Below are 26,366 nucleotides of genomic sequence, written 5' to 3'. Positions count from 1 at the left end.
CGGCTTGCCGTTACAACGGGGCTACGGCGCTAGCGGGCCTCGGTGATGCGGTAGGCGATCCCGGCCGGAACGACGTAGCTTTCGCCGGCGCGCACATAGGTCTGCGTCAGCACGTCGCCGTTCGGCGCCCGCAGCTCGACCCAGCTGTTGGTCCTCACGCTGATCGGGGTGTTGACCCGCACCGGCATCAGCGCCGGCACGACCTCGGGCTGGCGCGCATTGGCTTCCTCGACCGGCTTCGGCGGCTCGAGACGCGGCCATTCGATCGGCGCCGGCGGCTGGGCCGCCTGGGCCTGCCCGATGGCGGGAACATTCATCACGACCGGCGGCGGCGGCGCGGGAACGGCGACGACGACCGGCGGCGGCGCCAGGGGTGCAGCCGGAGTGCCGCTATCGACACGCTGCGCCGGCCACACTTGGGCGGGCAGCGAGCCGTTGATGGTGCGTGTTTCCTGAGCCGGCGCGGCCGGCATCTGGGCGACGAACGGGTTGGGCGCGGGAGCCGCAGGAGCGGGCGCGCTGGGGCGCTCGGAGAGGAGACGGTCCGGCACGGGCGGAACCTTCTGCGCCACGACGGCCTGATCGCGCGGGATGTAGTGCCACACGCCATAGCCGGCGCCGACGACGAGAAGGACGGTGAGGACGGCGAGGCCGATCGGCGCGCGCTTCTCGGTGACCGGGAAATCGGCCGGCAGTGCGACCGGTCGCTTGATGGGAACCGCGCCCGACAGATGGTACGCGGTCATGACCTTCTCGGGATCGAGACCGACATGCGCCGAATAGGCGCGAAGGAATGCGGGAATGTAGGCGGCGCCGGGAAGCTTGTCGTAGCGACCCTCTTCGATCGCTTCGAGATGAGCGCGCCGGATTCGAATGCTCTTCTCGACTTGAGTCAGGTCCAGACCGCGTGCCTCGCGTTGATCGCGTAGGAGTCGACCGACCGCCTGGCCGGGTCCGGCCTCACGTTCAATCGCCCGCCAGTCAACCTGATCCGGCATTGAAATTCCCTGCTTGTCCCCTCGTCGCGACTCTTAGCAGAGGCCCCATGACAGGGCAAAAGCGATTCGGCTTCTCGCTGTTAAATTTCGATCGCGTGATCGGCGGCGAAGAGACGCAACGTCTCGCGCAAGGGCCGATCGGGTTGAGTAAGCGCAGAGGTCATGAAACCAGATACATCATTTAGATCAAGCGAACGAACCATCGCTTTCACGGGGCCGATCGAACCCGGCGACATCGACAAGGAGCGCACGCCGATCGCGAGCAGAGCCAGTGCTTCCACCGGACGCCCTGCCATCTCACCACACACGGCAATGTCGACTCCGGCAGGCCGTACCTTCTCCACTACAAAATGTAGCAGTCGCAGCAAGGCTGGGGACAAACTGTCGTAGCGACCGGCCAACCGACTGTTGCCGCGATCGGCAGCGTAGAGGAATTGCATCAGATCGTTCGTGCCGACGGAGATGAAATCCACATGCGGCAGAAGACCGTCGAGCTGCCACGCCAGCGCCGGCACTTCGAACATAACGCCAACGCGCAGGCGCTCCGGCACGGCCTGTCCGCGGCGCGCGGCGCGCGCGAGTTCGAGGTCGAGGAGATGACGCGCGCGTAGCAATTCGGTGACTTCGGCAATCATCGGAAACATGATCGACAAAGGACGCCCGTTCGCCGCAAGGATCATTGCGCGAAGCTGGCGACGCAGCATCGCCGGACGATCGAGGCCGATGCGGATGGCGCGCCAGCCCATTGCGGGATTTTCATCGCCAAAGGCGCCGATATAGGGAAGGACTTTGTCACCTCCCACATCGAGGGTGCGAAAAGTCACCGGCCTTCCGTCAGCGAGATCGAGCACGCGTCCGTACAGCCAGGCCTGTGCATCGACGTCGGGAAACTCCGAACGCACCATGAACGGAATCTCGGTGCGATAGAGGCCGACACCGTCGGCGCCCGTATCGTCGAGATGCTGCATGTCGATCAGCAGGCCGGCGTTCATGTTGAGCGAGATGCGCGCCTGGTTGCGCGTCGTCGGTGGCAGGTCGCGCAGCGCTGCATACTTGCGGCGACGCTCGGCGCGCGCATCGATCGCGACATAGACCGTCTGGAGGATATCCTCGGCCGGGCGGACCAGGACCTGGGCATTGTCGCCATCGACCACGATCGGATCGCCGGCTTCGACCCGCGCCAGCACATTGGGCGCGCGGCCGACCACCGGGATGTCGAGCGCGCGCGCCACGATCGTCACGTGGCTGAGCGCCGAGCCCTCCTCCAGCACCAGACCGCGCAGGCGGTTGCGGTCGTAGTCGAGCAACTCGGCCGGTCCCATGTCGCGGGCGACCACGATCATGTCGTCGGGCAGCGACGCGGGATCGACGGCGACCCGGCCGGTGAGACGCAGCAGCAGGCGGTTGCTGAGATCCTGCAGGTCGCTCAGTCGTTCGCGGATATAGGGATCGGTCGACTGGCCGAGCCGCGCGCGGACATCGTCGAAGGCGCGCTGGACGCCGGCTTCGGCGGTGAGGCCGGAATCGATGGCCTCGCGCACCCGCTCGGCCCAGCCGCGATCGTCGACGAACATGCGGAAGGTCTCGAGGATCTCGCGCTGCTCGCCCGACTGCATGTCGTGCGCCTCGAGCATGCGGTCGACATCCTCGCGGACACCGTGCAGCGCCTCCTGGAAGCGGACCTGCTCCTGCTCGACATCCTCGGCGACGACCCGCTGGATGACGATCCGGGGCTCGTGCAGCACGGCGCGGCCGATGGCGACGCCGGGCGTGAGCTGCACGCCGTCGACGCGCAGCGGCAGGAGGCCGATTCCGTCGACCTGCTGGACCTCGTTGGGACTGACGACATGGCTGGCCGAGACCAGTTCCGCCAGCACCATGGCGATGGTCTGCAGCGTCTCGATCTCTTCTTCGTCGTACTGGCGGCGCGTGCGGTTCTGCACGACCAGCACGCCCAGCACGCGACCGGCGCGCAGGATCGGCACGCCAGCCAGCGAATGGTAGATTTCCTCGCCCGTCTCGGGGCGATAGGCGAATTGCGGATGGTGCTGGGCATCGTCGAGCGCCAGCGGCCGGCCATGGGCCGCAATGTCACCCACCAGACCTTCGCCGACCCGCAGGCGCGTGCGGTGGACGGCCGAAGGATTCAGACCCTGTGTAGCGAAAAGTTCGAGAACCTCACCGGCCCGCAGCAGGTAGATCGAGCAGACCTCGGCCACCATCTCGTTGGCGACCAGGCGCACGACCTCGCCCAGCGTGACTTCGACGGAGTCGGCACGCGCCATCGTGTCCCGGAGCCGCTTGAGGAGCATTCGCGGTCCGGCCAGGGGAGTTGATCTCTCCATGGTCAGACCGCGAGATGCTTGAGTCGGATAACGACGAAGCTGCGGTCGATGATACAGGCGCAGACTCGCCAAGCCGCGGCCGCCGACTTGGTCGGTCGGGTATTCAGGCAAGGCATATGGGCGAGTGCGGCGTCCATGCGCCGCTTATAGCAAGACCTGCGCCGGACTGCCTACCGGCTAATTTGCAGAGCCCCGCTGGACTTTAGGGCTGTTTTTCGGGGTCGATCAGGCGGCGTCCAGTTCATAGGCAGTGTGAAGGGCACGCACCGCAAGCTCGGTGTACTCGGCCGCGACCAGCACGCTGATCTTGATCTCCGAGGTGGAGATGACCTGGATATTGATCCCCTTGGCGGCCAGGGTTTCGAACATCTTGAGCGCCACGCCGGCGTGGCTGCGCATGCCGACGCCGATCACCGACACCTTCGAGACATTGAGGTCGGACTTCACCTCGGCGAACTTCAGCTCGGCCCTGGCCTTCTCCAGCTTCTCGGCGGCGCGCGCGAGATCGGCCTTCGGGACGGTGAAGGTGATGTCGGTGGCGCTGCCGTCGACCGAGACGTTCTGCACGATCATGTCGACGTTGATGTTGGCCTCGGCCAGCGGGCCGAAGATACCGGCGGCGACGCCGGGACGGTCCGGCACCTGCACCACGGTGATCTTCGCCTCGTCCCGGGCGAAGGCGATGCCGCTCACGACGGACTTCTCGAGGCCCTGGGCCATGATCTCTTCCTCGTCCACAACCAGAGTTCCGGGCAGATCGCTGCCGAGCGCCTCGTCGAACGACGACAGCACCTGCACGCGCACATGATGGTTCATCGCCAGCTCGACGGAGCGCGTCTGCAGCACCTTCGAGCCGAGCGAGGCCATTTCGAGCATTTCCTCGTAGGTCACGCGATCGATCTTCTGCGCCTTCTCGACGATGCGCGGATCGGTCGTGTAGACGCCATCGACGTCGGTATAGATGTCGCAGCGGTCGGCCTTGAGGGCGGCCGCCAGGGCCACCGCCGACGTATCCGAGCCGCCGCGGCCCAGGGTCGTGATGCGGCCGTCCGGCGAGACGCCCTGGAAGCCCGGCACGATCGGCACTTCGCCCTCGGACATGGTGCGGGAGAGCTCGACCGTGTCGATCTCGATCACGCGGGCCTTGGCATAGGCATCGTCGGTCTTGATCGGCAACTGCCACGACGTCCAGGAACGCGACTTCACGCCTTCCAGCTGCAGCGCCATCGCCAGCAGGCCGATCGTGACCTGCTCGCCCGTCGCCACGACGACATCGTATTCGCGCGGATCGTGCAGCGGGGAAATCTCGTTCACCCACTTCACGAGCTGGTTGGTGGCGCCCGACATGGCCGAGACCACGACCGCGACCTCATTGCCGCGCAGGACCTCGGCTTTGACTTTGCGCGCGACGTTCTTGATCCGATCCGTATCGCCGACCGATGTGCCGCCAAATTTCAGAACGATGCGCGCCATGAATCCACTCGAAGGGCAGCCCCTGCCCGGAAAGCGGGCTATAGACACCGGCGGCGCCATATGGGTCAAGGGTAGCCATGGTCGAAACCGCGCATATCCCCACTGACGGAACGGTCGATCCCGCCGAGGTCGAGCGCTTCTCCCGCATCGCAGACGAATGGTGGGATCCCACCGGCAAGTTCGCGCCGCTGCATCGGCTGAACCCGGTGCGGATCGGCTATGTCCGCGACCGGATCGCCGCCCATTGGCAGCGCGACGCCCTGAACGGCGAGCCACTGCAGGGCCTGTCGCTGCTCGACATCGGCTGCGGCGGCGGCCTGCTCAGCGAGCCGATGACCCGGCTGGGCGCCTCGGTCACCGGCGTCGACGCCTCGGCCCGCAACATCGCCGTGGCGTCCCTGCATGCCGAACGCCAGGACCTTGGCATCGACTATCGCCAGGGCACCGCCGAGGCGCTGGCCGAAAGCGGCGCGCAGTTCGACATCGTGCTGGCTCTCGAGATCGTCGAGCACGTGGCCGATGTCGATCTGTTCCTGCAGTCCTGCGGCCGCATGGTGAAGCCGGGCGGGCTCCTCTTTTTGTCGACCCTGAACCGCACCGCCAAAGCCTGGGCCCTGGCCATTGCCGGCGCCGAATACGTGCTGGGCTGGCTGCCGCGCGGCACCCACGACTGGAAGAAATTCCTGAAGCCCTCCGAAGTGGCACGCGGCCTCAGAGCCGGCGGCATCGAACCGCAGGAAATCGTGGGCGTCGTCTACGCCCCGCTCAGCCGCAAGTGGTCGCTGAACAAGAGCGACCTCGACGTGAACTACATGCTGTACGGGACGGCTGGGGCGCGCTGACGAGAAGGGAAAGGTCCCTCGCTACGCTCAGGATGACAATGTTTTCTGCATCGGCGCACTGCACCAGGTCCAACAATGCTGTCATCCTGAGCGCAGCGAAGGACCTTTAGCGACGCCGCTTCAGTTGCCGCGCGGAATCCAAGGCAGGCGACCGAACTCAATGCCCTCTTCGGCCAGCGCCTCGGCTTCCTCGTCGCTGGTTTCGCCGTAGATGCCGCGCTTGTCGCTTTCGCCGTAGTGAATCTTGCGGGCCTCCTCGGCGAACTTGTCGCCGACATGCTCGCAGTTCTTCTCGACCTCGGCGCGGACCTTGAGCAGGGCCTCGCGCAGCTCCTTGGGCATGTGCTTGGCCAGCGCCGCCATCTGCTGCTGCTGTTCGGGTGATGGCGCGGCGGCGGCTTCGGCTGGCGCCTCGACAGCGGCCGGCACCGCGGCTTCCTTGCCCTTCTTGCCGATGCGGGGTGCCATCAAGGCACGCTCGACCTTGTCCGTGCCACAGACGGCACAGCCGATCAGCGACTTCTTCTCCTGGCGCTCATAGGACTTGCTGTCCTTGAACCAGCTGTCGAACTCGTGGCCTTTGGCGCAGCGCAAGCGATACAAAATCATGACGGAAAGAAAAATGGTGGCTTGTCGGGCCGGACGCAAGAGCCGATTGTCGCGCCCCGCCACGTGAAAACCAACCCTCACCCACCCGATGTCCCCGCAACCCTCGAACCTGAAAGCCGCCCTCTGGATGGCGGGCTGGCTGACGGCCATGCTCGTCATGGCGATTGCCGGCCGCGAGACGACGCGCGAGCTCGACGTCTTCCAGATCATGGAAATGCGCTCGGTCATCGGCATCGCGATGCTCTATCCGCTGATCCACAAGGCGGGCGGCTTCGGTAAGCTCAAGACCAAGCGACCCTGGCAGCAGGTCGGGCGGAACATCGCCCACTACGGCGCGCAGTTCGCCTGGTTCAAGGCGCTGACCCTGATCCCGCTGGCGCAGGTCATCTCGATCGAGTTCACCATGCCGATCTGGACGGCGATCCTGGCCGTCGCCTTCCTGGGCGAGCGCATGGGTCTCTGGAAGAACCTCGCCGTCGCGCTGGGGATCGTCGGCGTGGTCATCATCGTGCGACCCGGAGCCAACGAAATCGTGCCCGGCCAGGTCATTGCGCTGGCGGCTGCCGTCGGCTTCGCCATCTCGGTGACCATGGTGAAGTCGCTCACGCGCAGCGACAGCGTGGTGACCATCCTGTTCTGGATGCTGTTCATCCAGTCGATCATCGGCCTCGTACCGGCGCTCGAGGTCTGGCACTGGCCCTCGGCCTATGCCTGGGCGTGGATCGTCGCCATCGCCTTCTGTGGCACCTTCTCCCACTACTGCCTGACGCGCGCGATGCTGCATGCCGACGCAACGGTGGTCGTCCCGATGGACTTCCTGCGCGTGCCGCTGACCGCCCTCGCCGGCTGGCTGCTCTACAATGAACGGCTGGACATCCTCACTATTCTCGGCGCCGCGCTGATCCTGTCGGGCAACCTGCTCAACCTGAAAGGCGCGGGAGTGCGCAAGGCATGACGCCCTCGTCCTGGGTCACCACCTGGGCCGGCCTTGTCGCGCCCGAAGCCCCCGTGCTGGATGTCGCAGCCGGCAAAGGCCGGCACACGCAATTCTTTGCCAGCCGCGGCCATCGCGTGACCGCCGTCGACCGGGACGTGAGCGCGCTCGCCGCGTCCGACACGGTCGAGGTTATCGCCGCCGACCTCGAAGACGGCTCGCCGTGGCCCCTGCCCGGTCGCCGCTTCGGCGCGATCGTCGTGACCAACTATCTGCACCGGCCGCTGTTTCCCGTGCTGTTCGAGGCGCTGCAGCCGGGCGGCATCCTGCTCTACGAGACGTTCATGGCAGGCAACGAACGCTTCGGGAAACCCCACCGGCCCGACTTCCTGCTGAAGGACGGCGAGCTTCTCGACCTCGTGCGTGGAAAATTCTCGGTGACCGCCTACGAGGCGCGGCTGATCAGCCAGCCGAAGATGGCGATGGTGCAGAGGATCGCCGCCCGAGTTCTGTAGATCGCCCTCAGGCGTCGCGCGCGCCGCGGACGAGACGTCCAGGCAAGGCGCCGGTCGCTTCACCCCCGCGATAGACGACGGCGCCCGACACGATGGTCGCATCAAAACCTTCCGTGCGCTGGATCAGGCGCTTGCCGCCGGCCGGCAGGTCGTAGACGATTTCGGGCCGGCGCAGCCGCATATTGTCGTAGTCGATGACGTTGATGTCGGCCTTCAGCCCGACCTTCAGCAGGCCGCGATCCCGCAGGCCGACCTCGATGGCATTGTCGGCGGTCAGCCGCTTGATCGCCCACGATACCGGGAACAGCGAGCCGCGTACGCGGTCGCGCGTCCAGTGCGTGAGCGTGTAGCTGGTGGCCGTCGCGTCGCACATCACGCCGACATGGGCGCCGCCGTCGCCGAGGCCCAGCAAGGTGTTGGGCGCGGAGATCATCTCGCGCACCACGTCGAGATTGCCCGAGACGAAGTTGGTGACCGGCAGATAGATGATCTGCTTGCCGTCGCGCTCCAGCATCAGGTCATACGCAACCTCGGCAGGAGGACGCCCCTGTCGCACCGCCATCGCGGCGATGCTCTGCTCGGCCGTCGGCTCGTAGTCCGGCGGATCGCCCAGCGGGAACATGCGCTCCCAGGTATCGACCATCCGTCCGCGCCGGTCGCCCTCGAACGTTTCGGCAAGCAGGCGTGCACGGAACTCGGGATTGCGCCAGTGCGCGAGGCGTTCGGCGAACGGCAGGCGCGCGATGCGGTCCGCACTCGGCCGGCCGGTGAACGGGCTCTGCGACAGTTCGAGACCCAGCAGCACACAGGTCGGGCGCGAGCGGACCTGGGCGGTGATGCGCAGCCCTTCGCGGTTGGCTTCGTCGATCTCGGCCATCGTACTGCGCCAGCCATCGGGCCGCGCATTCGACTGGATCAGCGTGATCGTGACCGGACGGCCGGACTCCTTCGCCAGGCGCCGGAACAGACTGATCTCGCCTTCCTGGAAATCCGACACGATCTGCAGCCAGCCGGCATCGGCCTGGCGCATCGCGCGCGCAATCGCCGTGAGTTCGGCTTCCTCCGCGCGCAGGGTCGGGATGTGCTTGCCGTCGGCCGACTTGTGATTGAGCGTGCGCGAGGTCGAGAAACCCAGCGCGCCGGCGCGCAGGCCTTCGATGGTGAGCTCCGCCATCCGTTGGCGATCCTGCTCGGTCGCGGGCTCGCGATCGGCGCCGCGCTGGCCCATCACGTAGACGCGCAATGCCGCGTGCGGAACCTGCGTCGCGACATCGGCATCATAGGAACGTGCGGCGATCGCATCCATGAAATCGGGGAAGCTGTGCCAGTTCCATGGCAGGCCTTCCGACAGCACGACCTCGGGAATGTCCTCCACGCCCTCCATCAGATTGATCAGCATCGCGTGCTGGTCTTCGTGACAAGGTGCGAAGCCGACACCACAATTGCCGAGCACAACGGTGGTCGCGCCGTTCCACGAGGACGGCGACAGCCGTTCGCTCCACGTCACCTGCGCGTCGTAATGGGTGTGAACGTCGACGAAGCCCGGCGTCACGAGCTTGCCGCGCGCGTCGATCTCTTCCGCGCCCCTGGCGATGCTGCCGCCGATGGCCGCGATCTTTCCATCGACGATGGACAGATCGGCTTCGTAGGGATCACCGCCCGAGCCATCGACGATGGTGCCGTTGCGAATCACCAGACTGGGAGAAGACATCGCGTACTCCGAGGTGCGGTCGATCGAGAGTGGCGCGATTCGGCAGGCCGGTCGAGGCGGAGTGCCGCATTTTGCACACGATCTGACGCAAGAGTTTCGCATGCAGAACGACCAGATCTTCCGCCGATGGCGGCGAGTCGATGAGCCGGGGCTCGAGCTGATGGCCCTGTCGCGCAGCGCTTCGGGGATCAGCGTCCGCTCGACGCTGATCCTTGCCGGCGAGGAAAGCTTCGGCCTTCGCTATCGCTGGGAGCTCGATTCGTCCTGGCGCACGCGGATGCTGCATATCGAGCGGACCGATGCGGCCGAGAAGTCGCTCACGATCGAACGGACGGGCGATACGAGCTGGCGGGTCGATGGCGAGGCGCGGCCCGACCTCGACGGCTGCCACGAGGTCGACGTGTCGGCGACGCCGTTCTGCAACGGGCTGGCGATCCGACGCTTCGGCGAGGCCGACGGTGAATGGCTGGCGCTGTTCGTCGAAGCCTCGGTCCTCACCTGCCAGCCGTCACGCCAGCGCTACGAGTATCTAGGACCCCGCGCCTGGCGCTACGTCGACAAAGGCGTGTCCGACGGCTTTACCGCACGGCTCGATATGGACGAGGAAGGCCTCGTCGCGAAGTACGAGCATTTGTTCGAGACGTTTTAGCTCGGGACGACGGAGTGCTACTCCGCCGCCTTCGCGACCTCGGCCTTGTGCAGCACCGGCGCGGCGTACTTGCGGTCGTGGGTCAGCGACGGGACCATCTTCCGCGCTTCCTCGATCTTCGCCATGTCGATGTCGGCGATGACGAAGCCCGCCTTTTCGCCGCCGGCATCGGCCAGCACCTCGCCCCACGGAGCGACGGCGACCGAATGGCCATAGGTCTTGCGGTTGGAGCCCTTGTGCGTGCCGACCTGCGCCGGCGCAAAGAGGAAGCAGCCGGTCTCGATGGCGCGGGCGCGCATCAGCGTGTGCCAGTGCGCCTGGCCGGTCGGCACGGTAAACGAGGACGGGATCGAAAGCATCGTGGCGCCGGCATGCGCCAGCTCGCGATAGAGATAGGGAAAGCGCAGGTCGTAGCAGATCGTCATGCCCAGCACGCCCCACGGCGTCTCGGCCAGCACTGCCTTCTCGCCCGGCTTAAAGGTCGAGGATTCGCGGTAGCTCTCGCCGCCCGCGAGCTGGACGTCGAACATGTGGATCTTGTCGTAGCTGGCCACGATGCCGCCCGACGAATCGATCAGGTAGGAGCGGTTGCGGATCTGCTCTTCGCCCGGCACGCGCACATGGATCGAGCCCAGCAGGAACCACGCGCCGGTGTCACGCGCCGCGGCGCGGCAGGCCTGGAGCATCGCATGCTCTTCCTCGGTCTGCGCCTTGGCCAGCGTCTCGGTGCGGCTGGCGCCGATCAGTCCGGTATTCTCCGGCGTCATGATGAAATCGGCGCCGGCATCGCGCGCGAGCTTCGCCTGCTCGCGCAGCGAGGCCACGTTCTCGGCCATCTCGTTGCTGACGTTGGTCTGGATCAGGCCGGCCTTGAACGCGGTCATGGTGGAGGTCCTTTTTAACCCGGCTGCGCGAGCAGCGCGTCGAGCTTGCCCGCCTGTTCGAGGGCGGCGAGGTCGTCGGAGCCGCCGATATGCTCTCCGTTGATGAAGATCTGCGGCACCGTCGTGCGATTGGCACGTGCCCGCATCTCGGTGCGCTTCTTGTCGTCCATCATCACGTCGGTCTCTTCGTATTCGGCGCCCTTGCGGTCGAGCAGGCTCTTGGCCCGCGCGCAGTAGCCGCAGAAGGGCGTGGTGTAGATTTCGATCTTGGCCATGGGTGAACCTCTTTCCCCTACTATACCGCTGGCCGGATAACCCGCGCCAGTGTCAGGACATCAACCCGCTGGGCCCCGGCCCGTTGCAGCGCCCGTGCGCAGGCTTCGACCGTCGCCCCGGTCGTGAGCACGTCGTCGACCAGCAGGATCGCCTTGCCGGCGACCTGCGGCTGCCATTTGGGATGGATGTCGAAAGCCTCGCGCACGTTGCGCCGCCGTTCCTTCGCCTTGAGACCGGCCTGCGAGCCGGTCCAGCGATGCCGCCGCAACAGATCGGGGACTAAACGCAGGTCGCGGCGTGGCCCCATCGTTCGCACGACGATACGCGCCAGGAGCTGCGCCTGATTATACCGGCGCATAAACAGCCGCCGCCAATGGAGTGGTACCGGCGCCACCAGATCGGCCTCGCCCAGAAGATCGGCACCCGCCCGCGCCATCCAGCCGCCGCACGCCCGTGCAATGTCCGTGCGGTCGCCGTGCTTGAAGGGCAATACGATCCGCTTGCTTGCCTCGTCGTAGACCAGCGCAGCACGCGCCCGATGGTAACGCGGCCGGCGGGCGAGGCAGCCGGCGCAGAGCGCCTCGGCGCCCAGATCCTCGGCGAACGGCGTGCCGCAGCAGGCGCAGTGCGGGGCGGAGATGAAGGAGAAGCCCTGCCAGCAGCTCATGCACAGCGCGCCCGGCGCGCCGACGATCTCGTTGCAGCCCAGGCAGACCGGCGGCAACACGGCGTCGAGCACGGTTCGGCCCCAACCTGAAAAGGCGCCTGCAACGGCTCCGCTCACTCTCCCCGGCAACATGCGGCGGATTGGGGCGGGCAAATGCGCCCACAGGATGGCGTTCCCCTACCGGCCGCCGCCCTTTTTCCCTACATACCCACTGTGACGAGCCCCGATCCCCTGCTGGTGTTCGACCGCACCATCTTGCGCCAGCGCCGCGAGCGCGCGGCCCGCGCTTGGGAGCGTCATGATTTCCTGAAGCGCGAGATCGCCGATCGGCTGGTCGACCGGCTGGCCGACGTGCGCCGCACGTTCCCCCTCGCCCTCGACCTCGGCAGCCACGGCGACGAGATCGCGGCTTCACTGGGCGAGCGCCCGATCGTCGGAGACCTCGTGCGCGCCGATCTCGGTCGTGGTTTCGCGGCCCGTGCGCGCGGACCGGCCGTCGTCGCCGACGAGGAGTTCCTGCCCTTCGCCGCCGGTCGCTTCGACCTGGTGCTGAGCGCCATGGACCTGCACTGGGTCAACGACCTGCCGGGCACGCTGATCCAGATCGCGCGCATCCTGAAACCCGACGGCCTGTTCCTTGGTGCCCTGCTGGGCGGCGCCACCCTGTGGGAGCTTCGCCAGGCGCTGGCGGCAGCCGAGAGCGAGATCGACGGGGGCTTGAGCCCGCGCGTCTCGCCGTTCGCCGACCTGCGCGATGCAGCAGGTTTGTTACAGCGGGCGGGCTTTGCCTTGCCGGTGGCAGACAGCGAGACGATCGAGGTCGAGTACGAGAGCGCGCTCGCGCTGATGCGCGACCTACGTGCCATGGGCGAGAGCAACCTCATCGTCGGGCGACGCCGCGGCATGACCGGCCGCGCCGTGCTGCTGCGCGCGGCCGAACTCTATGGCGAACGGTTCGCGCGGCCGAACGGTCGTGTCACCGCGAGCTTCGAGGTCCTGTTCCTGCACGGCTGGTCGCCGCACGCCTCGCAGCCCAAGGCGCTCAAGCCCGGCAGCGCCGCGCAGCGACTGGCCGACGCGCTGGGGACTTCGGAAATCAGTGCCGGCGAAAAAGTGGAACGGAGCTAGATCGTGCCTGCGGTGAAACTCTCGTTCGGCGGCCTGGTCGCCCAAAGCTTCGGCTTCGTCTTCGCGAACTTCAGCCTGTTCTTCCATCTGGTGACGATTCCATGGATCGCCTCGCTCGCGATCCGGCTGCTGGGATCGACGATGCCGCGCGACTCGCTGATGCCCATGCTCCTCGAAAAGGCCGTCGACATGATCCCGACGGTGATGTTCATGGTGGCGTGGCAGCGCGTCGTGCTGCTTGGGCCCCAGCGCGTTGGGCGGTTGCCGGGCCTTGGCTGGTCGTCGCGCGAGATGGCCTTCCTCATCCACCTGATCAAGATCGGCGGCTTCACCTTCGTCCTGCTCGCGGCCTTCGTGCTGAGCCTGGGCACGATCGATCCCGAGATGCTGGCGGCGGGCGCCGCGCTCGATCCCGAGGTCGCGCGCCGGCAGGCACTGGCCGCGCCGATCGGCGCCGGCTTCACCGTGTCGATCATCCTGGCGCTGCGCATCAGCTACGGCCTCGCCGCGACCGCGGTCGACGAACCCTTTTCGCCTCGCCTGTCCTGGGCCTACAGCAAGGGCAATGCCTGGACGATCATCGGCGTGCTGTTCCTGATATTCTTCGGCAGCGCGCTCGCCACCACGATGGCGACCCTGGTCGTGCTCGGCCTGACACGCGGCGTGCTGGGCGCCGGCGAATCAGCGGCCGTGATCACCTGGACCGCGGCGATCCTCGTCTCCTATGCCGGCACGGCGGTGGCAGCGACCGCCCAGGCGCTCATCTTCCGCGATCTTTTGGGTTGGCGCGAAGGGGCGCCGCTTCGGGCGCCAAATACATAGCGGAGACGAAGCGCCTCATTGGAGCGCGCCACTCCAGTGGCGCTCAAGCTTTGCTGACGGACAAGACATGAGCGCAACTGGAGTTGCGCGCTCCAATGATCAGAGCAAATCGCGCAGCAGGCCGATCAGGGGCAGGTCGGCGGGCGGCATCGGGTATTTCGCGAGGTCCATCGGCGCGACCCATTTCAGAATCTGGCCCTCGCGCGGCTGCGGCGTGCCGTTCCACTTGCGGCAGGCGAAGACCGGCATCAGCAGATGGAACTTCTCGTAGCCGTGGCTGGCGAAGGCGATCGGCGCGAGGCAACTCGTCGCCGTCTCGATGCCCAGCTCCTCGTGCAGCTCGCGGACCAGCGCATGCTCGGGCGTCTCGCCGGGATCGACCTTGCCGCCGGGAAATTCCCAGAGGCCGGCCATCGACTTGCCGGCCGGGCGCTGGGCGATGAGGACCCGGCTATCGGTATCGACCAGGGCAACGGCCGCCACCAGCACGAGCGGACGCTCGCCCAGCGGCGGCGGGCCGCCCGGACATTCCTCCTCGAACGTCAAGAACGGTAGCTGCCGTTGATGTCGATGTAGCCGTGCGTCAGATCGCAGGTCCAGACGGTGGCACGGCCGCGGCCGATGCCGAGATCGATGTCGATCACCACGTCGGAGCCCTTGATGTGCTGGGCGACCGGCGCCTCGTCGTAGTTCGGCACGACCTGGCCCTGGTCGGTGATGCGCACGCCGCCGATCGAGATGCGCAGCTTGTCGCGGTCCGCACGCTCGCCCGACTTGCCGACCGCCATGACGATGCGGCCCCAGTTGGCGTCCTCGCCGGCGATCGCGGTCTTGACCAGCGGCGAATTGGCGACCGCCAGGCCGATCTTGCGCGCCGCGCCATTCGAAGAGGCGCCGCCCACGTTGATGGTCACGAACTTGGTGGCGCCCTCGCCGTCGCGCGCGAGGAGCTGCGCCAGCTCGATCATCACCTCGTCGAGGGCGCGCTTGAAGTCGACCAGCACGGGATCGTCCGCCTCTTCGATCGGCGCGTGGCGCGCCGCACCGGTCGCCACCAGCAGGAACGTGTCGCTGGTCGAGGTGTCGCCGTCGACGGTGACGCAGTTCAGCGACTTGTCGGCGGCGTCGGACAGCAGCTTCTGCAGCACCGGGCCGGGGATCTTGGCGTCGGTGAAGGCGAAGCCCAGCATCGTCGCCATATCCGGCGCGATCATGCCCGAGCCCTTGAGGAAGGCATTCACCGTCACCGTGCGCTCGCCGATCTTGGCCTGGCGGGTGGCGAGCTTCGGGAAGGTGTCGGTGGTCATGATCGCGGCCGCGGCCGACGACCAGGCCTCTTCCTTGCCAGACTTGATGAGCGCCGGCACGACGGCGGCGATCTTCTCCCAGTCGAGCGGCTGGCCGATCACGCCGGTCGAGGCCATGAAGACCTCGTTGCGCGGGCAGCCCAGCGCCTGGGCGATGGCGCGGGTCGTCTCCTCGACCGCCTTGTCACCCAGCTTGCCGGTGAAAGCGTTGGCGTTGCCGGCATTGACCACGATCGCGCGGACCTTGCCGCGGGGCAGGTTCTTGCGGCACCAGTCGACGGGCGCCGAGCAGGTCTTGGATTTGGTCAGGACGCCCGCGATGGTCGCACCGGCCGGCACCACCGCCAGCAGGACGTCGTCGCGATCCTTGTAGCGCACGCCGGAATGCGCAACGCCGAGCTTTACGCCGGCAATGCGGGGCAGCGTCGGCGTCGTTTTGGGCGCGAGCGGCGATTGGGCGTGCTGTGCAGACATGTATCTCCCCTCAGGCGCGACCGCGGGAAGCGGCCGGCCAGCGGCGGAGACTACACCAGAAACGCCCTAAAACGTGAGTTTTAGTTGAGCGTAAGTTCTACTTCGGCGGTGTTGCCGGAGTCGCGGGCTTGGCGGCGGGCGCGGCAGGGGCTGCCGGAGCAGCGGGCGCGGCCTCGGCCTTGGTGCCGTCCATGTTGAACTTCTCGATCTTCGAGCCGGCGCGGATCTTGTCGAGCTGGGCCGTGACGGCCTCGCGCGCCAGTTCCTCGCGGATCTGCTCGGAGAGCTCCTCGAGCGCCGGCGGCGGGGCCGTGCGGCGATCGTCGAGCTTGATGACGTGGTAGCCGAACTGGGTCTTGATCGGCGTCTCGGAGAGATCGCCCTTCTTCAGGGCGAAGGCGCCATCGGCGAATTCCTTCACCATGTCGGACTTCTTGAACCAGCCCAGGTCGCCGCCTTCGGCGCCCGACGCCTTGTCGGTCGACTTCTCCTTGGCGATCTTGTCGAAGGCCGCGCCCTTCTTCAGCTCGGCGATGATGGCCTTGGCCTCGTCCTCGGTGGCGACCAGGATGTGGCGCGCATGCACCTCTTCTTCCGGCGGCATCGACTTAAGGCGTTCCTGATACTTCTGCTGGATCTTCTCCAGGGTGACGAGCCGGGAAATCTCGCGCTGGATCCAGAAATCCTGCAGCACCTGCTCCTCGACGAAGGCCATGCGCTTCTTGAAGGCCGGATCCTCGTTGGTCTTGCTCTTCTTGCCTTCCTGGACGACCAGCTTGCTGTCGATGATGCGCTCGAGCAGCGCCGGGAACACCGCCTGCAGCGGCATGGAGCGATACTGCTGCGGCAGCGACTGCTGGGCGATTTCGAGCTCGGACAGGCGGATCTGCTGGCCGTTCACGATCGCCACGACCGGGTCCTTGACCGCGGTCGGCGCCGCGGCGGCGGCCGGCGGCTTGGCAGCGGGGGCAGCCGGAGCCGCGGGAGCGGTCGCCGGCGGCTTGGCGGGCTGGCCGGCCGGCGGGGTCTGGGCCAGGACGGGACCCGCGACGAGGGCGACCGCGCCGCTCAGGAGGGCGAGGCGCAGGTAACGCAGGTTATGACTCATGGCGGACTCCAGCAGCTTCGTTCATTTCGAAAGGCGCAAACCGTTTACACAGGGCCCCTTGGGCCAAGCAAGCGCCGCCTCCCCGAGGAAGTGCGTGATGGCTTTGAATTGCGGCACTTTTTCGTGAGTCTCGCGTCCATGACGAGGCGATGACACTTTTGCCTCGCGATTGAGCGCGACTGCGCTGGTGCGTTGCGTTGACACTCCCCCACCCGCTCTCTATCTCTCACAGGGATGGCGGGCCCCGGCGCCCGCCTAAGTCATTAGAATATCGAGGTTTTCCATGCTTGGCGCGCTTGCCCGGACACTCTTCGGGACGGCCAACGACCGGATCGTCAAAGGCTTCGACAAGCCGGTGGCGAGGATCAACGCGCTTGAGCCAGAGATGGTCAAGCTTTCCGACGATCAGCTGAGAGGCAAGACCGTCGAGTTCCGCGAACGCCTCGACAAGGGCGAAACGCTCGACGATCTGCTGCCCGAGGCCTTCGCCACGGTGCGCGAGGCGGCCAAACGGACCCTGGGCCAGCGCCACTTCGACGTGCAGCTCAAGGGCGGCATGGTCCTGCACCAGGGCAAGATCGCCGAGATGAAGACCGGCGAAGGTAAGACGCTGGTCGCCACCCTCGCCGTCTATCTCAACGCGCTGTCCGGCAAGGGCGTGCACGTGGTCACGGTGAACGACTATCTCGCCCGCCGCGACGCCGAATGGATGGGCCGGGTCTACAAATTCCTCGGCCTTACCGTGGGCATCATCGTCCACGAACTCGACGACGAGCAGCGCAAGGCGGCCTACGCCTGCGACGTCACCTACGGCACCAACAACGAGCTGGGCTTCGACTACCTGCGCGACAACATGAAGTATCGCCAGGACGCGATGGTCCAGCGGCCCTTCAACCATGCCATCGTCGACGAGGTCGATTCGATCCTGATCGACGAGGCGCGCACGCCGCTGATCATCTCCGGCCCGGCCGAGGATTCCTCCGAGCTCTACCGCCGCGCCGACACGGTGATCCCGCAGCTCAAGGCCGAGCATTTCGAGAAGGACGAGAAGAACCGCACGGTCGTCCTGACCGACGCCGGCATCGAGGCGATCGAGGACATCCTGCGCGCCGACGGGCTGCTGGCCGAGGGCATCAGCCTCTACGCGCCGAACATGGTATCGGTGCTGCACCACATCACGCAGGCGCTGCGCGCCCACAAGCTGTTCAGCCGCGATGTCGACTACATCGTGAAGGACGGCCAGGTCGTCATCATCGACGAATTCACCGGCCGCATGATGCAGGGCCGCCGCTATTCCGAGGGCCTGCACCAGGCGCTCGAAGCCAAGGAGCATGTCGAGATTCAGCGCGAGAACCAGACGCTGGCCTCGATCACCTTCCAGAACCTGTTCCGCATGTATCCGAAGCTCTCGGGCATGACCGGCACGGCGCTGACCGAGGCCGCAGAGTTCTCCGAGATCTACAAGCTCGAAGTGGTCGAGATCCCGACCAACGTGCCGGTCGCCCGCAAGGATGCCGACGACGAGATCTACCGCACGCTGGGCGACAAGACGCGCGCCATCGTCAAGCTGATCGGCGAATGCCGCGCGCGCCAGCAGCCGATGCTGGTCGGCACGGTGTCGATCGAAAAGTCCGAGGAGCTGTCGGAAGCGCTGAAGAAGGCCGGCATCCCGCACAACGTGCTGAACGCCCGCTTCCACGACCAGGAAGCCCAGATCGTGGCGCAGGCCGGACGGCCGGGCGCCGTCACCATCGCCACCAACATGGCCGGCCGCGGCACCGACATCCAGCTCGGCGGCAACGTCGACATGCTGGTGCAGCAGAGCGTGCCCGTGATCACCGCGCAGTTCCCCGACGAGGCGGCGCGCAACGCCGAGATCGCCAGGGTCGAGGCCGAGATCCGCGCCGGCGTCGAGCGCGACCGCGCAATCGTGCGCGAGGCGGGCGGCCTGTTCGTGGTCGGTACCGAGCGCCACGAATCGCGCCGTATCGACAACCAGCTGCGCGGCCGGTCGGGCCGCCAGGGCGACCCCGGCGCCTCGCGCTTCTTCCTGTCGCTGGAAGACGACCTGATGCGCATCTTCGGCAACAACAAGGTGCTCGACTGGGTCCAGAAGAAGGGCATGGCCGACGACGAGGCGCTGACCCATCGCTGGCTGAACAAGGCGCTGGAGACGGCGCAGGGCAAGGTCGAGGCGCGCAACTTCGAGATCCGCAAGAACCTGCTGCGCTTCGACGACGTGATGAATGCCCAGCGCCAGGAGATCTACAAGGAGCGCATCGAGCTGATGGGCACGGAGGACGTGTCCGACACCGTCGCCGGCATGCGCCGCGACGTGGTCGACACGCTCATCAAGCGCACCATCCCCGAGGGCGTCTACGCCGAGCAGTGGAAGGTCGGCGAACTGAAGGATGAGGTGCAGCGCATCTTCGGCCTCGACCTGCCGGTCGAGGACTGGGCCAAGGAAGAAGGCATCGCCGACGAGGAGATAAAGGTCCGCCTCGGCGACGCGGTCGAGCGCGTGTTCGCGCAGAAGGCCGCGCAGTACGGGCCCGATGTCTGGCGCCAGGTCGAGAAGAGCGTGCTGATGCAGATCTTCGACCAGAACTGGAAGGACCATCTGCTGCACCTGGACCATCTGCGCCAGGGCATCGGCCTGCGCGCCTATGGCCAGAAGGATCCGCTGAACGAATACAAGCGCGAGGCCTTCAACCTCTTCAGCGACCTGCTGACCAACATGCGCGAGCAGGTCGTGACCTTGCTGGCGACCCTGCAGATCCGCATGGAGCCGCCGCCCATGCCCGACATGCCGACCAACATGCACGAGGTGCATGAGGACCCGGCCCTCGCCGCGGCGATGAGCAACGACCCCGCCTACGATCCGGCCGACCCGGACGGCGGCGGCGTGGCGACGCTGCACCGCCCGCGCCCCGTCACCAACAGCCCGGTCGACGCCAACGATCCCTCGACCTGGGGCAAGGTCTCCCGCAACGCCGCCTGCCCCTGCGGCTCGGGCAAGAAGTTCAAGCACTGCCACGGGCGGGTCTGAGACCCGCCCAAGGAACCCCGGCCGCGCCAGAACTACATCGAGCGCGACATCGGCACTTCTCCGCCCGTGACGAGGCGATAGACCAGCCTTCGATCCTGCTCGAAGTCGTAGTCGGTTGCGGAGTGCAGAAGGCCGCGATTGTCCCAGACGATGAAATCGCCTGGCGACGATCTGTGTTCATATGAGAACCGGTCCTGGGTCGCGTATGCGAGCAGGTCGAGAACGGTCTGCTCGGTTACATCGGCGCGATCCGTTTCGACGCCCTTGAGCGAATTACGGCTGATGAACAGTCCCTCCCGCCCCGTAACCGGATGGATTCTTATGATCGGATGCGAGACGTCGGAGACGGCTTCGTCCGCCGGCACGGGGGGCGTATTCCGCCGACGGGCGTACATCGCTCCCACCGAGTGGATCGTTCGCGAGGACCGAAGGCGCGCGACCTCCTCCTCGGGCATGGCGTCGAGTGCGGCTTGCGTGCTGGCGAACAGCGTCGCCCCGCCGCTCTTCGGCACCTCGACGACGTAGAGCATCGTAAGTGCCGTCGGGTTCTGGTGATAGATCGTGTCGGTATGCCATCCGAAGCCGGTCATCGTGCTTCCGATCTGCCGGCCGTTCTCGACGATGTTCGACAGCAGAAAGATTTCCTCGTGGCCGGGCAGCGTGTACTGCTGGGGCTTCTGCGGCTCCGGCGTGCCGAACCTGCGATTGATGGCGACGAGGTCGGACGCTGATAGCTGCTGCGCGGGAAAGACAAGCAGTTGATGCTTGTAGAGCAGCGAAAGCATGTGTTGCCAATCGAGTGCAGCGTGTCGCGAAAGATCGCAGCCCTTGATTTCGAGGCCCAGAGCAGGGCTCAGAGTACGGGTTTCCATGGATGTGCTCACGTTTGTTGCAGTCGGGCCTAGCCTTCGGCCGATATTGCCTTGCGGACCTCTTCCGCCCATCGCTGGGCGGCTTCCCATTGCGGTGCGGAGAGGCGCACATCGCCGACGAAGCGGTTGGTGAAGATCTTCTCCGGGTTGGGACGCTGCAGTTCCGGCGGCGCCACGTACTTCATGATGAGATCGACGCTGTTCTCGACGATCTTCGGATCCGCCCAGCCGATCGGATGGCCACGCGCCTCATCGACGAACTCGTTGATCCAGATCTGAAGGCCGATCTTGGTGAAGGCGCGGCCGTTCTTGCTGATCGCAACCTCGGGGTAATCCTTGATGAAGATATCCAATGCTTCATCGGGATTGGCGATCGTGTAGGCGATTCCCTCGAGGGCGCCCTCGACCATCCGCTTGCATAGCCCGGGGTTGCTATCGACCATGCTCTGGTTGGTGAGAATGCAGCCGCCATAGAAGTCGATTCCGTACTTGCGGCTGGGAAAGAACCGGACTGGAAAGCCTGCAGACAGGATCGGGGGCAGGCTGGAGACGGCCACGCAGAAGATCGCGTCCACTCGCTTCTGCATCAACGATTGTTCGAGGACCGCGATATCCAGGTTGTTCACCGACACCTTGGAGAAATCGAAGCCCGCGCGCTGAGCCAGGAGCTCGCGAAACGGCGATTCGCCGGAATTCAGCACGCCACCGATCGTGCGCCCTTCCAGGTCTTTGAGCGACCGGATCGGCGAGTCGCGAAGCGTGGCCACGCCGATGCCCGTCGTCATGCTGTTGATGCCGAGGGCGACCACGGGAGCACCTCGTGCCGCGGCAAGGATGACCGCAGCCGACTGGGACGTACCGAAGGCGAATTTTCCCTGGCCGATCGCAAGAGCGGTCGGAATGGACCCGAAGCCACGCGGCAGATCGACGTCCAGTCCGCGCTTGCTCCAGAATCCCTTGGCTCTGGCGACATTCAGATAGGCGGAAGAACCCTGCGGCACCCAGGACAGGGTAAACGTAACCTTCTCGAGGGTCTGGCCGCTGGATATGGCCGGAAATCCGGCGACCGCCGCCAAGCCCGCGCCCGCGAGAGTGCGAAGGGCCGAGCGCCGCCCGCGATGGGATCCGCTTTTCGTGCTCATGACATGCCTTCCTTACTTGTATTCAACTAACTTGAACACTAAGCAACACCCATGCCGTTACTGCTCCTCCCGTGAGAAGGGCGCCCTGGAAAAAGCCGAATGCGCGAGCTTCGCAATCATACAACGCGTGGCATGCCGGTTGCTTTCAAGAAACTTTATGAACATTCAAATTGACGCAACGGCGCTCCGCGCCCCCCTCGAGCAGCCCGCCGACGAGAGCGGCCTCGAGATCGAGATCCAGCAGGTCCAGAAGGTCTACCGGTCGGGGCGCAACGTCGTGGAAGCGGTCAGCCGGGCCAGCTTTGGCGTTCGCGAAGGCGAATTCGTCTCGATCCTCGGTCCCAGTGGCTGCGGAAAGAGCACGCTGCTCATGATGGTGGCAGGGCTGGAAGCTCCCACGTCGGGCCGTGTCCTGCTCAAGGGACAACGTGTTTCCCAGCCGAGCGCCGACATCGGCATGATCTTCCAGGACGCGACGTTGCTGCCGTGGAAGACGACGCTCCAGAACATCCTGTTCCCGGTCGAGGTGCTGCGCCGGCCGAATACCGGCGATATCGACCGCGCGCATCAGCTCATCGACGCCGTCGGCCTGCACGGCTTCGCCGACAAGCGGCCCAGCCAGCTGTCCGGCGGGATGAGGCAGCGCGCGGCCATCTGTCGTGCCCTGATCAACGACCCGCCGATACTGCTGATGGACGAGCCCTTCAGTGCACTCGATGCCATCACGAGGGACGAGATGAACGACCTCCTGCTGTCGCTCTGGCAGCAGGTCCGCAAGACGGCCCTGTTCATCACGCACAGCATCAGGGAGGCCGTGTTCCTTTCGGATCGCATCATCGTCATGGGCGCCCGGCCCTCCCGCATCATCGCCGACATCACGGTCCCGGGAGGCCGCCCGAGAAGGCCTGAGATCCAGGAGGACGCGGCTTTTGTCCGGCTCTGCACCGAACTCAAGGCGATGATCCATCCAAATCATGATCGCGAAAGTCGCGTCGTCATGCCGACCGCCCTTCGCTCCAATGCACGCACGGGGACAAAGCGATGAAAGACGCCACCGAGACCAGCGTGACCGCCAGCCAGGCCGCCTGGGCCCTGGCTTCCCAGGCTCGGGTCGTTGCCTTGCCGCTCGTAACGGCGCTACTGGCATTGGCGGCATGGGAGGCCGCCACGCGCTATTCGGGCGTCCTCGAAGTCATTGTCCCGTCGCCGTCGGCCATTGTCGCCACGTTCATTCGTGCGATGCCCCTGATTCTCGCGCACGCCGTGCCCACCGCCAAGGAAGTGGTCGCAGCCTTCGTTCTGGCGTGTGCCACGGGCGTGACGATTGCGGCCACGATCTCCTATTCGTCGGTCGTTCGCGAATGCGTCCTGCCCAACCTTGTCGCCCTGCAATTCGTGCCGAAAGTGGCGCTGGCTCCGCTTTTCATCATCTGGTTCGGCCTCGGGTTCGAATCGCGCCTGATCTTCGCGGTCTTCGTCGCCTTCTTTCCGGTGATGATCGCAACGGCGACGGGTCTGGCCCAGACGCCGCCAGACTTCGTCCGGCTCGGACGCGTGCTGACCGCAAGCAAACTGCGGATCTTCCTGTCCCTGCGTTTCCCGACGGCGCTGCCCTACATCTTTGCCGGGATGAAGGTCGCCGCGACGATGTCGATGATCGGCGTCATCGTCGGAGAGTTCATCACGGCCCGAGAGGGGCTGGGCTACCTGATCCTCTTCGCCTCGTCCAAGGCCGAAACGACCTTGATATTCGCCACCCTGATCGCGCTCTGCGCCATCGGCCTCACGCTCTTCGGCTGCCTGCTGCTGCTGCAGAGCCTCGTCATGCGCTTCTACCGGATGTCCTAGCCGGGGGTGCCGGGGAAATGTGCACGGAACGTCCCGGCTCCTTCCGCGAGGGCATGGCGGATCAACCTGACGTCGGATCCCCAGCAGATCGTGCCGTATCCGGCCTGGGCCGAACGCGCCAGCTCGGCCTCCGTCGAAACCCCAATGGCGGCGCCTATTCCCGACCGGCGGGCAACGGACGCAATGGTCCGCGACGCATCCACGATGCTGTGATGCGCCAGCTCGCCCGGGTGGCCGACCGACAGGGAGTAGTCGATATATCCAAACCAGAGGCCATCGACTCCGTCGACGGCGGCAATCGCCTCGACGGCGTCCAGGCCGGCTTGAGACTCGATCATGCAGAGCACGGAAGTGGAATTGTGGGCAGAGGCAATCGCCTCGGGCGCCGACGATACGAGATAGTCGGTGTGCGCCGATCCGAAGGACGCTCCGCGGCTGCCGAGCGGCGGGTAGCGGGTAAAGCTCACCAGTTCCCGTGCCTGCCCGGCGCTTTCTACGTTGGGAGCCAGGATAGCCATCGCGCCGGCTTCCAGGGCTTGTACGACCGCGGTCCGCTCGATCGCCCCGACACGGACGACGGCCGCCAGGCCGGCAAGGCGACAGGCGCCGATCGCATCGGCCAGCGATCTTCTGTCGACGATTCCGTGTTCAAGATCGAACACGACGAAGTTCAATCCTGCCGCCTTGGCGATACGGACGAGCGTCGTGCTCGCGAACTCCGTGACCATCGTTCCAACGAGGCCACGGCCGGCGCGCACGGCGGTCTTGAAATCTACGGGGGCGTGCATGGTCATGCCACGAGCTTCCGCACCTGATGCCGACGCAGGGGAAGCACCCGCTCGACAATCCTCTGGAGATCCGTCTCATAGTCGGGAACGATGAAGCAAACGCCGGCGATCCCGCTTTCCGCGAGTCCGTCCAGATAGGCGGCGACGGTGGCGTACGAGCCCGCGACATAGGGAATGGCCATGAAGGTTTGAACCGCCAGATCCTTGTACGAGGCACGGGAAAAATCCTGCCCAGCGTTTCCCGACCACTCCTGCATGGCCGCCCGATCGCTGGTCTCGATGAAGTGGTCGCGCTTGGCAAAAGCCTCCTCGTCGGTCTCCTCGGCGATGACCGTGAGGAGAACGTACGCTCCCACCGTCTTGCCGTATTGCCGGGCGGCGGCCTGCAGCTTCAGGTTCAGGGCGGCGAGATCGGCAAGGCTGTCGTCCTGGCCACCGAGAAAGCTGTAGTCTGCATACTGCGCGGTAAACTGGATGCCGCGGTCGGACTGTCCGGCGCAGATTATGGGAATGTCCCGCGACGGCTGCGGCAGGGACTTGCAGTCATCCAGCTTGAAGAAGCGGCCATCGTACGATGTCCGCCCGGTGCCCCACAGCTTGCGCAGGACATCGAGATACTCGGTCGCGTAGTCGTATCGATAGCCGAAATATTCGTCGCCGCGCCACAAGCCCATCTGCGAATATTCGAACTTGTTCCAACCGGACACGATGTTGACCCCGAACCGGCCGTTGCTGATGTCGTCGATGGTGGAAGTCATCTTCGCGATGACTGCCGGATGGATCGTCGGAATGGCCACCGATGCGTAGAGCTTGATCCGCGACGTCACCGCGGCAACGGCCGACATCAGGGAAAACGATTCCAGGGAGTAATCCCAGTGGTTCGTGACACCGCCGAATCCCCGCCACTTCACCATGGAGAGTAGAAAGTCGAACCCTGCCCTTTCCGCGATCAGCGCGTTCTTCTTGTTGAGTTCCCAGGTCGGGAAATATTGCGGAGGCTCGCCGGTCGCCATGATCGCCCCGCCTTTGGCGTTCGGCAGGAAGATTCCGAGGTCGAGGGCACGGGTCATCTGGCTTGGGTCCTTTTGCTGCGGTGCTCGAGGGTTAATTGCCTCACGTCACACCACAGCAAGTATCTTGCCATAATTACATGATGTTTTCTTATCAAGAAAGTTACTTGAATTAAAATCTCAAACCGGAAACATGGCTAAATATTCAGCAAACTCGAGAAAGTCTGTTTATCCAGACCGCAGAACCTGTGTTAGGGTCCGAGCGCGTCCATAATCTTCAATTTCGGTGTGCAATGGCTTCGGCCGCCTCAGCCAGGAAAAAGAACAAGGCTCCCGACCCGCCGCCCGCCGGTGCGGAAGAAATCAGGATCGGCGCCAAGCTCCGTCATACGCGCCTGATTAACGGCATGCGCCTCAAGGACCTCGCAGACCTCGCAGGCTGTTCGGAGAGCATGATTTCCAAGATCGAGAACGAACGTGTGGTCCCCTCCCTCACGACGCTCCATCGCATCTGCAAGGTCCTCAAGATCGGCGTCTCGGCCCTGCTGAACAATGGGGCGCCTTCAACCGTGTCGATCGTGCGGGACGGCGAGCGGCCGATCATTGGCCACGCTGAGTCACAGGGCAACGATCGCATTCATGCCGAAGTCATCGTGCCCCAGGCCGAAGGCCGTTTGCTCGAGGGGTTCATCGTCGTGCTCCAGCCGGAGGCATTCAGCGGCGAGTTGCAGCACAAGGGAGAGGAGGCCGGATACGTTCTGGAGGGGCTTCTGGAGTTGACCGTCAGCGGCAGCCGCTTCCTCCTACAGCCCGGCGACTCCTTTCATTTCCTGTCGGATCTCGTCCACACGTACGCCAACCCGGGCCACCAGACGACTCGTGTCGTGTGGATCAATACGCCGCCGACCTTCTGAT

25 protein-coding genes are annotated in these 26,366 nt (G+C 65.5%); 10 read left to right on the top strand and 15 right to left on the bottom strand.

Annotation, left to right across the window (positions count from 1 at the left end):
- Window positions 1-29: 29 nt before the first annotated feature.
- The 3 genes from AC1ROX_RS28465 to AC1ROX_RS28455 all read right to left on the bottom strand — a co-directional run bounded on the left by AC1ROX_RS28465 (window position 30) and on the right by AC1ROX_RS28455 (window position 4,816).
- On the bottom strand, window positions 30-998 hold the full coding sequence (locus AC1ROX_RS28465) for a helix-turn-helix domain-containing protein (protein ID WP_493131711.1): 969 nt from the start codon (window positions 996-998) through the stop codon (window positions 30-32).
- 80 nt (window positions 999-1,078) lie between these two features.
- Window positions 1,079-3,310 carry a phosphoenolpyruvate--protein phosphotransferase gene (gene ptsP / locus AC1ROX_RS28460; RefSeq protein ID WP_493131709.1) on the bottom strand — a complete coding sequence of 744 codons (2,232 nt, stop codon included), beginning with the start codon at window positions 3,308-3,310 and terminating at the stop codon, window positions 1,079-1,081.
- 258 nt (window positions 3,311-3,568) lie between these two features.
- On the bottom strand, window positions 3,569-4,816 hold the full coding sequence (locus tag AC1ROX_RS28455) for an aspartate kinase (RefSeq protein ID WP_493131707.1): 1,248 nt from the start codon (window positions 4,814-4,816) through the stop codon (window positions 3,569-3,571).
- Between the two features lie 77 nt (window positions 4,817-4,893).
- On the opposite strand from AC1ROX_RS28455, the gene ubiG reads away from it, so the two are divergent.
- Window positions 4,894-5,658 (top strand): bifunctional 2-polyprenyl-6-hydroxyphenol methylase/3-demethylubiquinol 3-O-methyltransferase UbiG, encoded by a 765-nt coding sequence (ubiG, locus tag AC1ROX_RS28450; RefSeq protein WP_493131705.1) that lies wholly within the window; start codon window positions 4,894-4,896, stop codon window positions 5,656-5,658.
- A gap of 120 nt (window positions 5,659-5,778) precedes the next feature.
- Here ubiG and AC1ROX_RS28445 read toward each other — a convergent pair whose 3' ends face one another.
- Window positions 5,779-6,417 (bottom strand): DUF1178 family protein, encoded by a 639-nt coding sequence (locus tag AC1ROX_RS28445; RefSeq protein WP_493131703.1) that lies wholly within the window; start codon window positions 6,415-6,417, stop codon window positions 5,779-5,781.
- Here AC1ROX_RS28445 and AC1ROX_RS28440 point away from each other — a divergent pair.
- Both AC1ROX_RS28440 and AC1ROX_RS28435 read left to right on the top strand, forming a co-directional pair.
- Window positions 6,356-7,222 carry a DMT family transporter gene (locus tag AC1ROX_RS28440; protein ID WP_493131701.1) on the top strand — a complete coding sequence of 289 codons (867 nt, stop codon included), beginning with the start codon at window positions 6,356-6,358 and terminating at the stop codon, window positions 7,220-7,222. The genes AC1ROX_RS28445 and AC1ROX_RS28440 overlap by 62 nt on opposite strands.
- A complete protein-coding gene (locus AC1ROX_RS28435; protein WP_493131699.1) occupies window positions 7,219-7,716 on the top strand; it encodes a class I SAM-dependent methyltransferase in 498 nt (165 codons plus the stop codon). The genes AC1ROX_RS28440 and AC1ROX_RS28435 overlap by 4 nt, the downstream gene beginning before the upstream one ends.
- Window positions 7,717-7,723: 7 nt before the next feature.
- Here the strand turns inward: AC1ROX_RS28435 and AC1ROX_RS28430 are convergent, their stop codons facing one another.
- A complete protein-coding gene (locus AC1ROX_RS28430; RefSeq protein ID WP_493131697.1) occupies window positions 7,724-9,427 on the bottom strand; it encodes an N-acyl-D-amino-acid deacylase family protein in 1,704 nt (567 codons plus the stop codon).
- 100 nt (window positions 9,428-9,527) lie between these two features.
- Between AC1ROX_RS28430 and AC1ROX_RS28425 the strand changes: the two genes are divergently transcribed.
- The gene (locus tag AC1ROX_RS28425) at window positions 9,528-10,076 is read left to right on the top strand and encodes a putative glycolipid-binding domain-containing protein (RefSeq protein WP_493131695.1); all 549 of its coding nucleotides are present in this window, start codon (window positions 9,528-9,530) and stop codon (window positions 10,074-10,076) included.
- Window positions 10,077-10,093: 17 nt separating this feature from the next.
- Here AC1ROX_RS28425 and AC1ROX_RS28420 read toward each other — a convergent pair whose 3' ends face one another.
- From AC1ROX_RS28420 to AC1ROX_RS28410, 3 genes are read right to left on the bottom strand one after another with little or no spacing between them, the layout of a single operon-like run.
- Entirely contained in the window at window positions 10,094-10,960 is an 867-nt protein-coding gene (locus tag AC1ROX_RS28420; protein WP_493131693.1) for a carbon-nitrogen hydrolase family protein, read from the bottom strand.
- 14 nt (window positions 10,961-10,974) lie between these two features.
- On the bottom strand, window positions 10,975-11,235 hold the full coding sequence (gene grxC / locus AC1ROX_RS28415; RefSeq protein ID WP_493131691.1) for a glutaredoxin 3: 261 nt from the start codon (window positions 11,233-11,235) through the stop codon (window positions 10,975-10,977).
- 20 nt (window positions 11,236-11,255) lie between these two features.
- Window positions 11,256-12,020 carry a double zinc ribbon domain-containing protein gene (locus AC1ROX_RS28410; RefSeq protein ID WP_493131689.1) on the bottom strand — a complete coding sequence of 255 codons (765 nt, stop codon included), beginning with the start codon at window positions 12,018-12,020 and terminating at the stop codon, window positions 11,256-11,258.
- A gap of 36 nt (window positions 12,021-12,056) precedes the next feature.
- On the opposite strand from AC1ROX_RS28410, the gene AC1ROX_RS28405 reads away from it, so the two are divergent.
- Together AC1ROX_RS28405 and AC1ROX_RS28400 are read left to right on the top strand one after the other, a co-directional pair.
- On the top strand, window positions 12,057-13,031 hold the full coding sequence (locus AC1ROX_RS28405; RefSeq protein ID WP_493131687.1) for a methyltransferase domain-containing protein: 975 nt from the start codon (window positions 12,057-12,059) through the stop codon (window positions 13,029-13,031).
- A gap of 3 nt (window positions 13,032-13,034) precedes the next feature.
- Window positions 13,035-13,853: a hypothetical protein gene (locus tag AC1ROX_RS28400; RefSeq protein WP_493131685.1), complete on the top strand. Its 819-nt coding sequence runs from the start codon at window positions 13,035-13,037 to the stop codon at window positions 13,851-13,853.
- Window positions 13,854-13,952: 99 nt separating this feature from the next.
- Here the strand turns inward: AC1ROX_RS28400 and mutT are convergent, their stop codons facing one another.
- The 3 genes from mutT to AC1ROX_RS28385 form a co-directional block, all read right to left on the bottom strand.
- Complete coding sequence (gene mutT, locus AC1ROX_RS28395) at window positions 13,953-14,399, bottom strand: 8-oxo-dGTP diphosphatase MutT (RefSeq protein ID WP_493131683.1); 447 nt, start codon at window positions 14,397-14,399, stop codon at window positions 13,953-13,955.
- The gene (gene argJ, locus AC1ROX_RS28390) at window positions 14,396-15,634 is read right to left on the bottom strand and encodes a bifunctional glutamate N-acetyltransferase/amino-acid acetyltransferase ArgJ (protein WP_493131681.1); all 1,239 of its coding nucleotides are present in this window, start codon (window positions 15,632-15,634) and stop codon (window positions 14,396-14,398) included. Before argJ ends, mutT begins: the two co-directional genes overlap by 4 nt.
- A 97-nt stretch (window positions 15,635-15,731) precedes the next feature.
- On the bottom strand, window positions 15,732-16,742 hold the full coding sequence (locus AC1ROX_RS28385; protein WP_493131679.1) for a peptidylprolyl isomerase: 1,011 nt from the start codon (window positions 16,740-16,742) through the stop codon (window positions 15,732-15,734).
- A gap of 283 nt (window positions 16,743-17,025) precedes the next feature.
- Here AC1ROX_RS28385 and secA point away from each other — a divergent pair, with 283 nt between their 5' ends.
- Window positions 17,026-19,791, top strand: a complete 2,766-nt coding sequence (gene secA / locus AC1ROX_RS28380) for a preprotein translocase subunit SecA (protein WP_493131677.1) — start codon at window positions 17,026-17,028, stop codon at window positions 19,789-19,791.
- A 32-nt stretch (window positions 19,792-19,823) separates the two neighbouring features.
- On the opposite strand, the gene AC1ROX_RS28375 is transcribed toward secA, so the two are convergent.
- Together AC1ROX_RS28375 and AC1ROX_RS28370 are read right to left on the bottom strand one after the other, a co-directional pair.
- Window positions 19,824-20,663, bottom strand: coding sequence for a TauD/TfdA dioxygenase family protein (locus AC1ROX_RS28375; protein WP_493131675.1), 840 nt, complete (start codon window positions 20,661-20,663; stop codon window positions 19,824-19,826).
- 29 nt (window positions 20,664-20,692) lie between these two features.
- Window positions 20,693-21,739 (bottom strand): ABC transporter substrate-binding protein, encoded by a 1,047-nt coding sequence (locus tag AC1ROX_RS28370; protein WP_493131673.1) that lies wholly within the window; start codon window positions 21,737-21,739, stop codon window positions 20,693-20,695.
- A gap of 97 nt (window positions 21,740-21,836) precedes the next feature.
- On the opposite strand from AC1ROX_RS28370, the gene AC1ROX_RS28365 reads away from it, so the two are divergent.
- A complete protein-coding gene (locus tag AC1ROX_RS28365) occupies window positions 21,837-22,850 on the top strand; it encodes an ABC transporter ATP-binding protein (protein ID WP_493131671.1) in 1,014 nt (337 codons plus the stop codon).
- Window positions 22,847-23,653: an ABC transporter permease gene (locus tag AC1ROX_RS28360; protein WP_493131669.1), complete on the top strand. Its 807-nt coding sequence runs from the start codon at window positions 22,847-22,849 to the stop codon at window positions 23,651-23,653. Before AC1ROX_RS28365 ends, AC1ROX_RS28360 begins: the two co-directional genes overlap by 4 nt.
- On the opposite strand, the gene AC1ROX_RS28355 is transcribed toward AC1ROX_RS28360, so the two are convergent.
- Both AC1ROX_RS28355 and AC1ROX_RS28350 read right to left on the bottom strand, forming a co-directional pair.
- Complete coding sequence (locus tag AC1ROX_RS28355; RefSeq protein ID WP_493131667.1) at window positions 23,650-24,447, bottom strand: HpcH/HpaI aldolase family protein; 798 nt, start codon at window positions 24,445-24,447, stop codon at window positions 23,650-23,652. The two genes, AC1ROX_RS28360 and AC1ROX_RS28355, sit on opposite strands and share 4 nt — an antisense overlap.
- A complete protein-coding gene (locus AC1ROX_RS28350; protein WP_493131665.1) occupies window positions 24,444-25,511 on the bottom strand; it encodes an LLM class flavin-dependent oxidoreductase in 1,068 nt (355 codons plus the stop codon). Before AC1ROX_RS28350 ends, AC1ROX_RS28355 begins: the two co-directional genes overlap by 4 nt.
- 233 nt (window positions 25,512-25,744) lie before the next feature.
- On the opposite strand from AC1ROX_RS28350, the gene AC1ROX_RS28345 reads away from it, so the two are divergent.
- Complete coding sequence (locus AC1ROX_RS28345) at window positions 25,745-26,365, top strand: cupin domain-containing protein (RefSeq protein ID WP_493131663.1); 621 nt, start codon at window positions 25,745-25,747, stop codon at window positions 26,363-26,365.
- The last annotated feature ends 1 nt before the right edge of the window (window position 26,366 follow it).

The organism is Reyranella sp. GW821-FHT14A01, assembly GCF_058803965.1.
The sequence above is the reverse complement of the archived record's forward strand: the minus strand, read 5'-3'. Positions and strand labels throughout refer to the sequence as shown.

Excerpts from the sequence above, each read along its gene's own strand:
- AC1ROX_RS28350 (WP_493131665.1), bottom strand. The coding sequence starts at position 25,511 with ATGACCCGTGCCCTCGACCTCGGAATCTTCCTGCCGAACGCCAAAGGC.
- ubiG (WP_493131705.1), top strand. The coding sequence starts at position 4,894 with ATGGTCGAAACCGCGCATATCCCCACTGACGGAACGGTCGATCCCGCC.
- AC1ROX_RS28445 (WP_493131703.1), bottom strand. The coding sequence starts at position 6,417 with ATGGCCGTCAGCCAGCCCGCCATCCAGAGGGCGGCTTTCAGGTTCGAG.
- AC1ROX_RS28440 (WP_493131701.1), top strand. The coding sequence starts at position 6,356 with ATGTCCCCGCAACCCTCGAACCTGAAAGCCGCCCTCTGGATGGCGGGC.
- AC1ROX_RS28360 (WP_493131669.1), top strand. The coding sequence starts at position 22,847 with ATGAAAGACGCCACCGAGACCAGCGTGACCGCCAGCCAGGCCGCCTGG.
- secA (WP_493131677.1), top strand. The coding sequence starts at position 17,026 with ATGCTTGGCGCGCTTGCCCGGACACTCTTCGGGACGGCCAACGACCGG.
- AC1ROX_RS28405 (WP_493131687.1), top strand. The coding sequence starts at position 12,057 with ATGCGCCCACAGGATGGCGTTCCCCTACCGGCCGCCGCCCTTTTTCCC.
- AC1ROX_RS28465 (WP_493131711.1), bottom strand. The coding sequence starts at position 998 with ATGCCGGATCAGGTTGACTGGCGGGCGATTGAACGTGAGGCCGGACCC.
- AC1ROX_RS28455 (WP_493131707.1), bottom strand. The coding sequence starts at position 4,816 with ATGGCGCGCATCGTTCTGAAATTTGGCGGCACATCGGTCGGCGATACG.
- AC1ROX_RS28420 (WP_493131693.1), bottom strand. The coding sequence starts at position 10,960 with ATGACCGCGTTCAAGGCCGGCCTGATCCAGACCAACGTCAGCAACGAG.
- argJ (WP_493131681.1), bottom strand. The coding sequence starts at position 15,634 with ATGTCTGCACAGCACGCCCAATCGCCGCTCGCGCCCAAAACGACGCCG.
- grxC (WP_493131691.1), bottom strand. The coding sequence starts at position 11,235 with ATGGCCAAGATCGAAATCTACACCACGCCCTTCTGCGGCTACTGCGCG.
- AC1ROX_RS28425 (WP_493131695.1), top strand. The coding sequence starts at position 9,528 with ATGCAGAACGACCAGATCTTCCGCCGATGGCGGCGAGTCGATGAGCCG.
- AC1ROX_RS28435 (WP_493131699.1), top strand. The coding sequence starts at position 7,219 with ATGACGCCCTCGTCCTGGGTCACCACCTGGGCCGGCCTTGTCGCGCCC.
- AC1ROX_RS28355 (WP_493131667.1), bottom strand. The coding sequence starts at position 24,447 with ATGACCATGCACGCCCCCGTAGATTTCAAGACCGCCGTGCGCGCCGGC.
- AC1ROX_RS28430 (WP_493131697.1), bottom strand. The coding sequence starts at position 9,427 with ATGTCTTCTCCCAGTCTGGTGATTCGCAACGGCACCATCGTCGATGGC.
- AC1ROX_RS28385 (WP_493131679.1), bottom strand. The coding sequence starts at position 16,742 with ATGAGTCATAACCTGCGTTACCTGCGCCTCGCCCTCCTGAGCGGCGCG.
- AC1ROX_RS28375 (WP_493131675.1), bottom strand. The coding sequence starts at position 20,663 with ATGGAAACCCGTACTCTGAGCCCTGCTCTGGGCCTCGAAATCAAGGGC.
- AC1ROX_RS28345 (WP_493131663.1), top strand. The coding sequence starts at position 25,745 with ATGGCTTCGGCCGCCTCAGCCAGGAAAAAGAACAAGGCTCCCGACCCG.
- ptsP (WP_493131709.1), bottom strand. The coding sequence starts at position 3,310 with ATGCTCCTCAAGCGGCTCCGGGACACGATGGCGCGTGCCGACTCCGTC.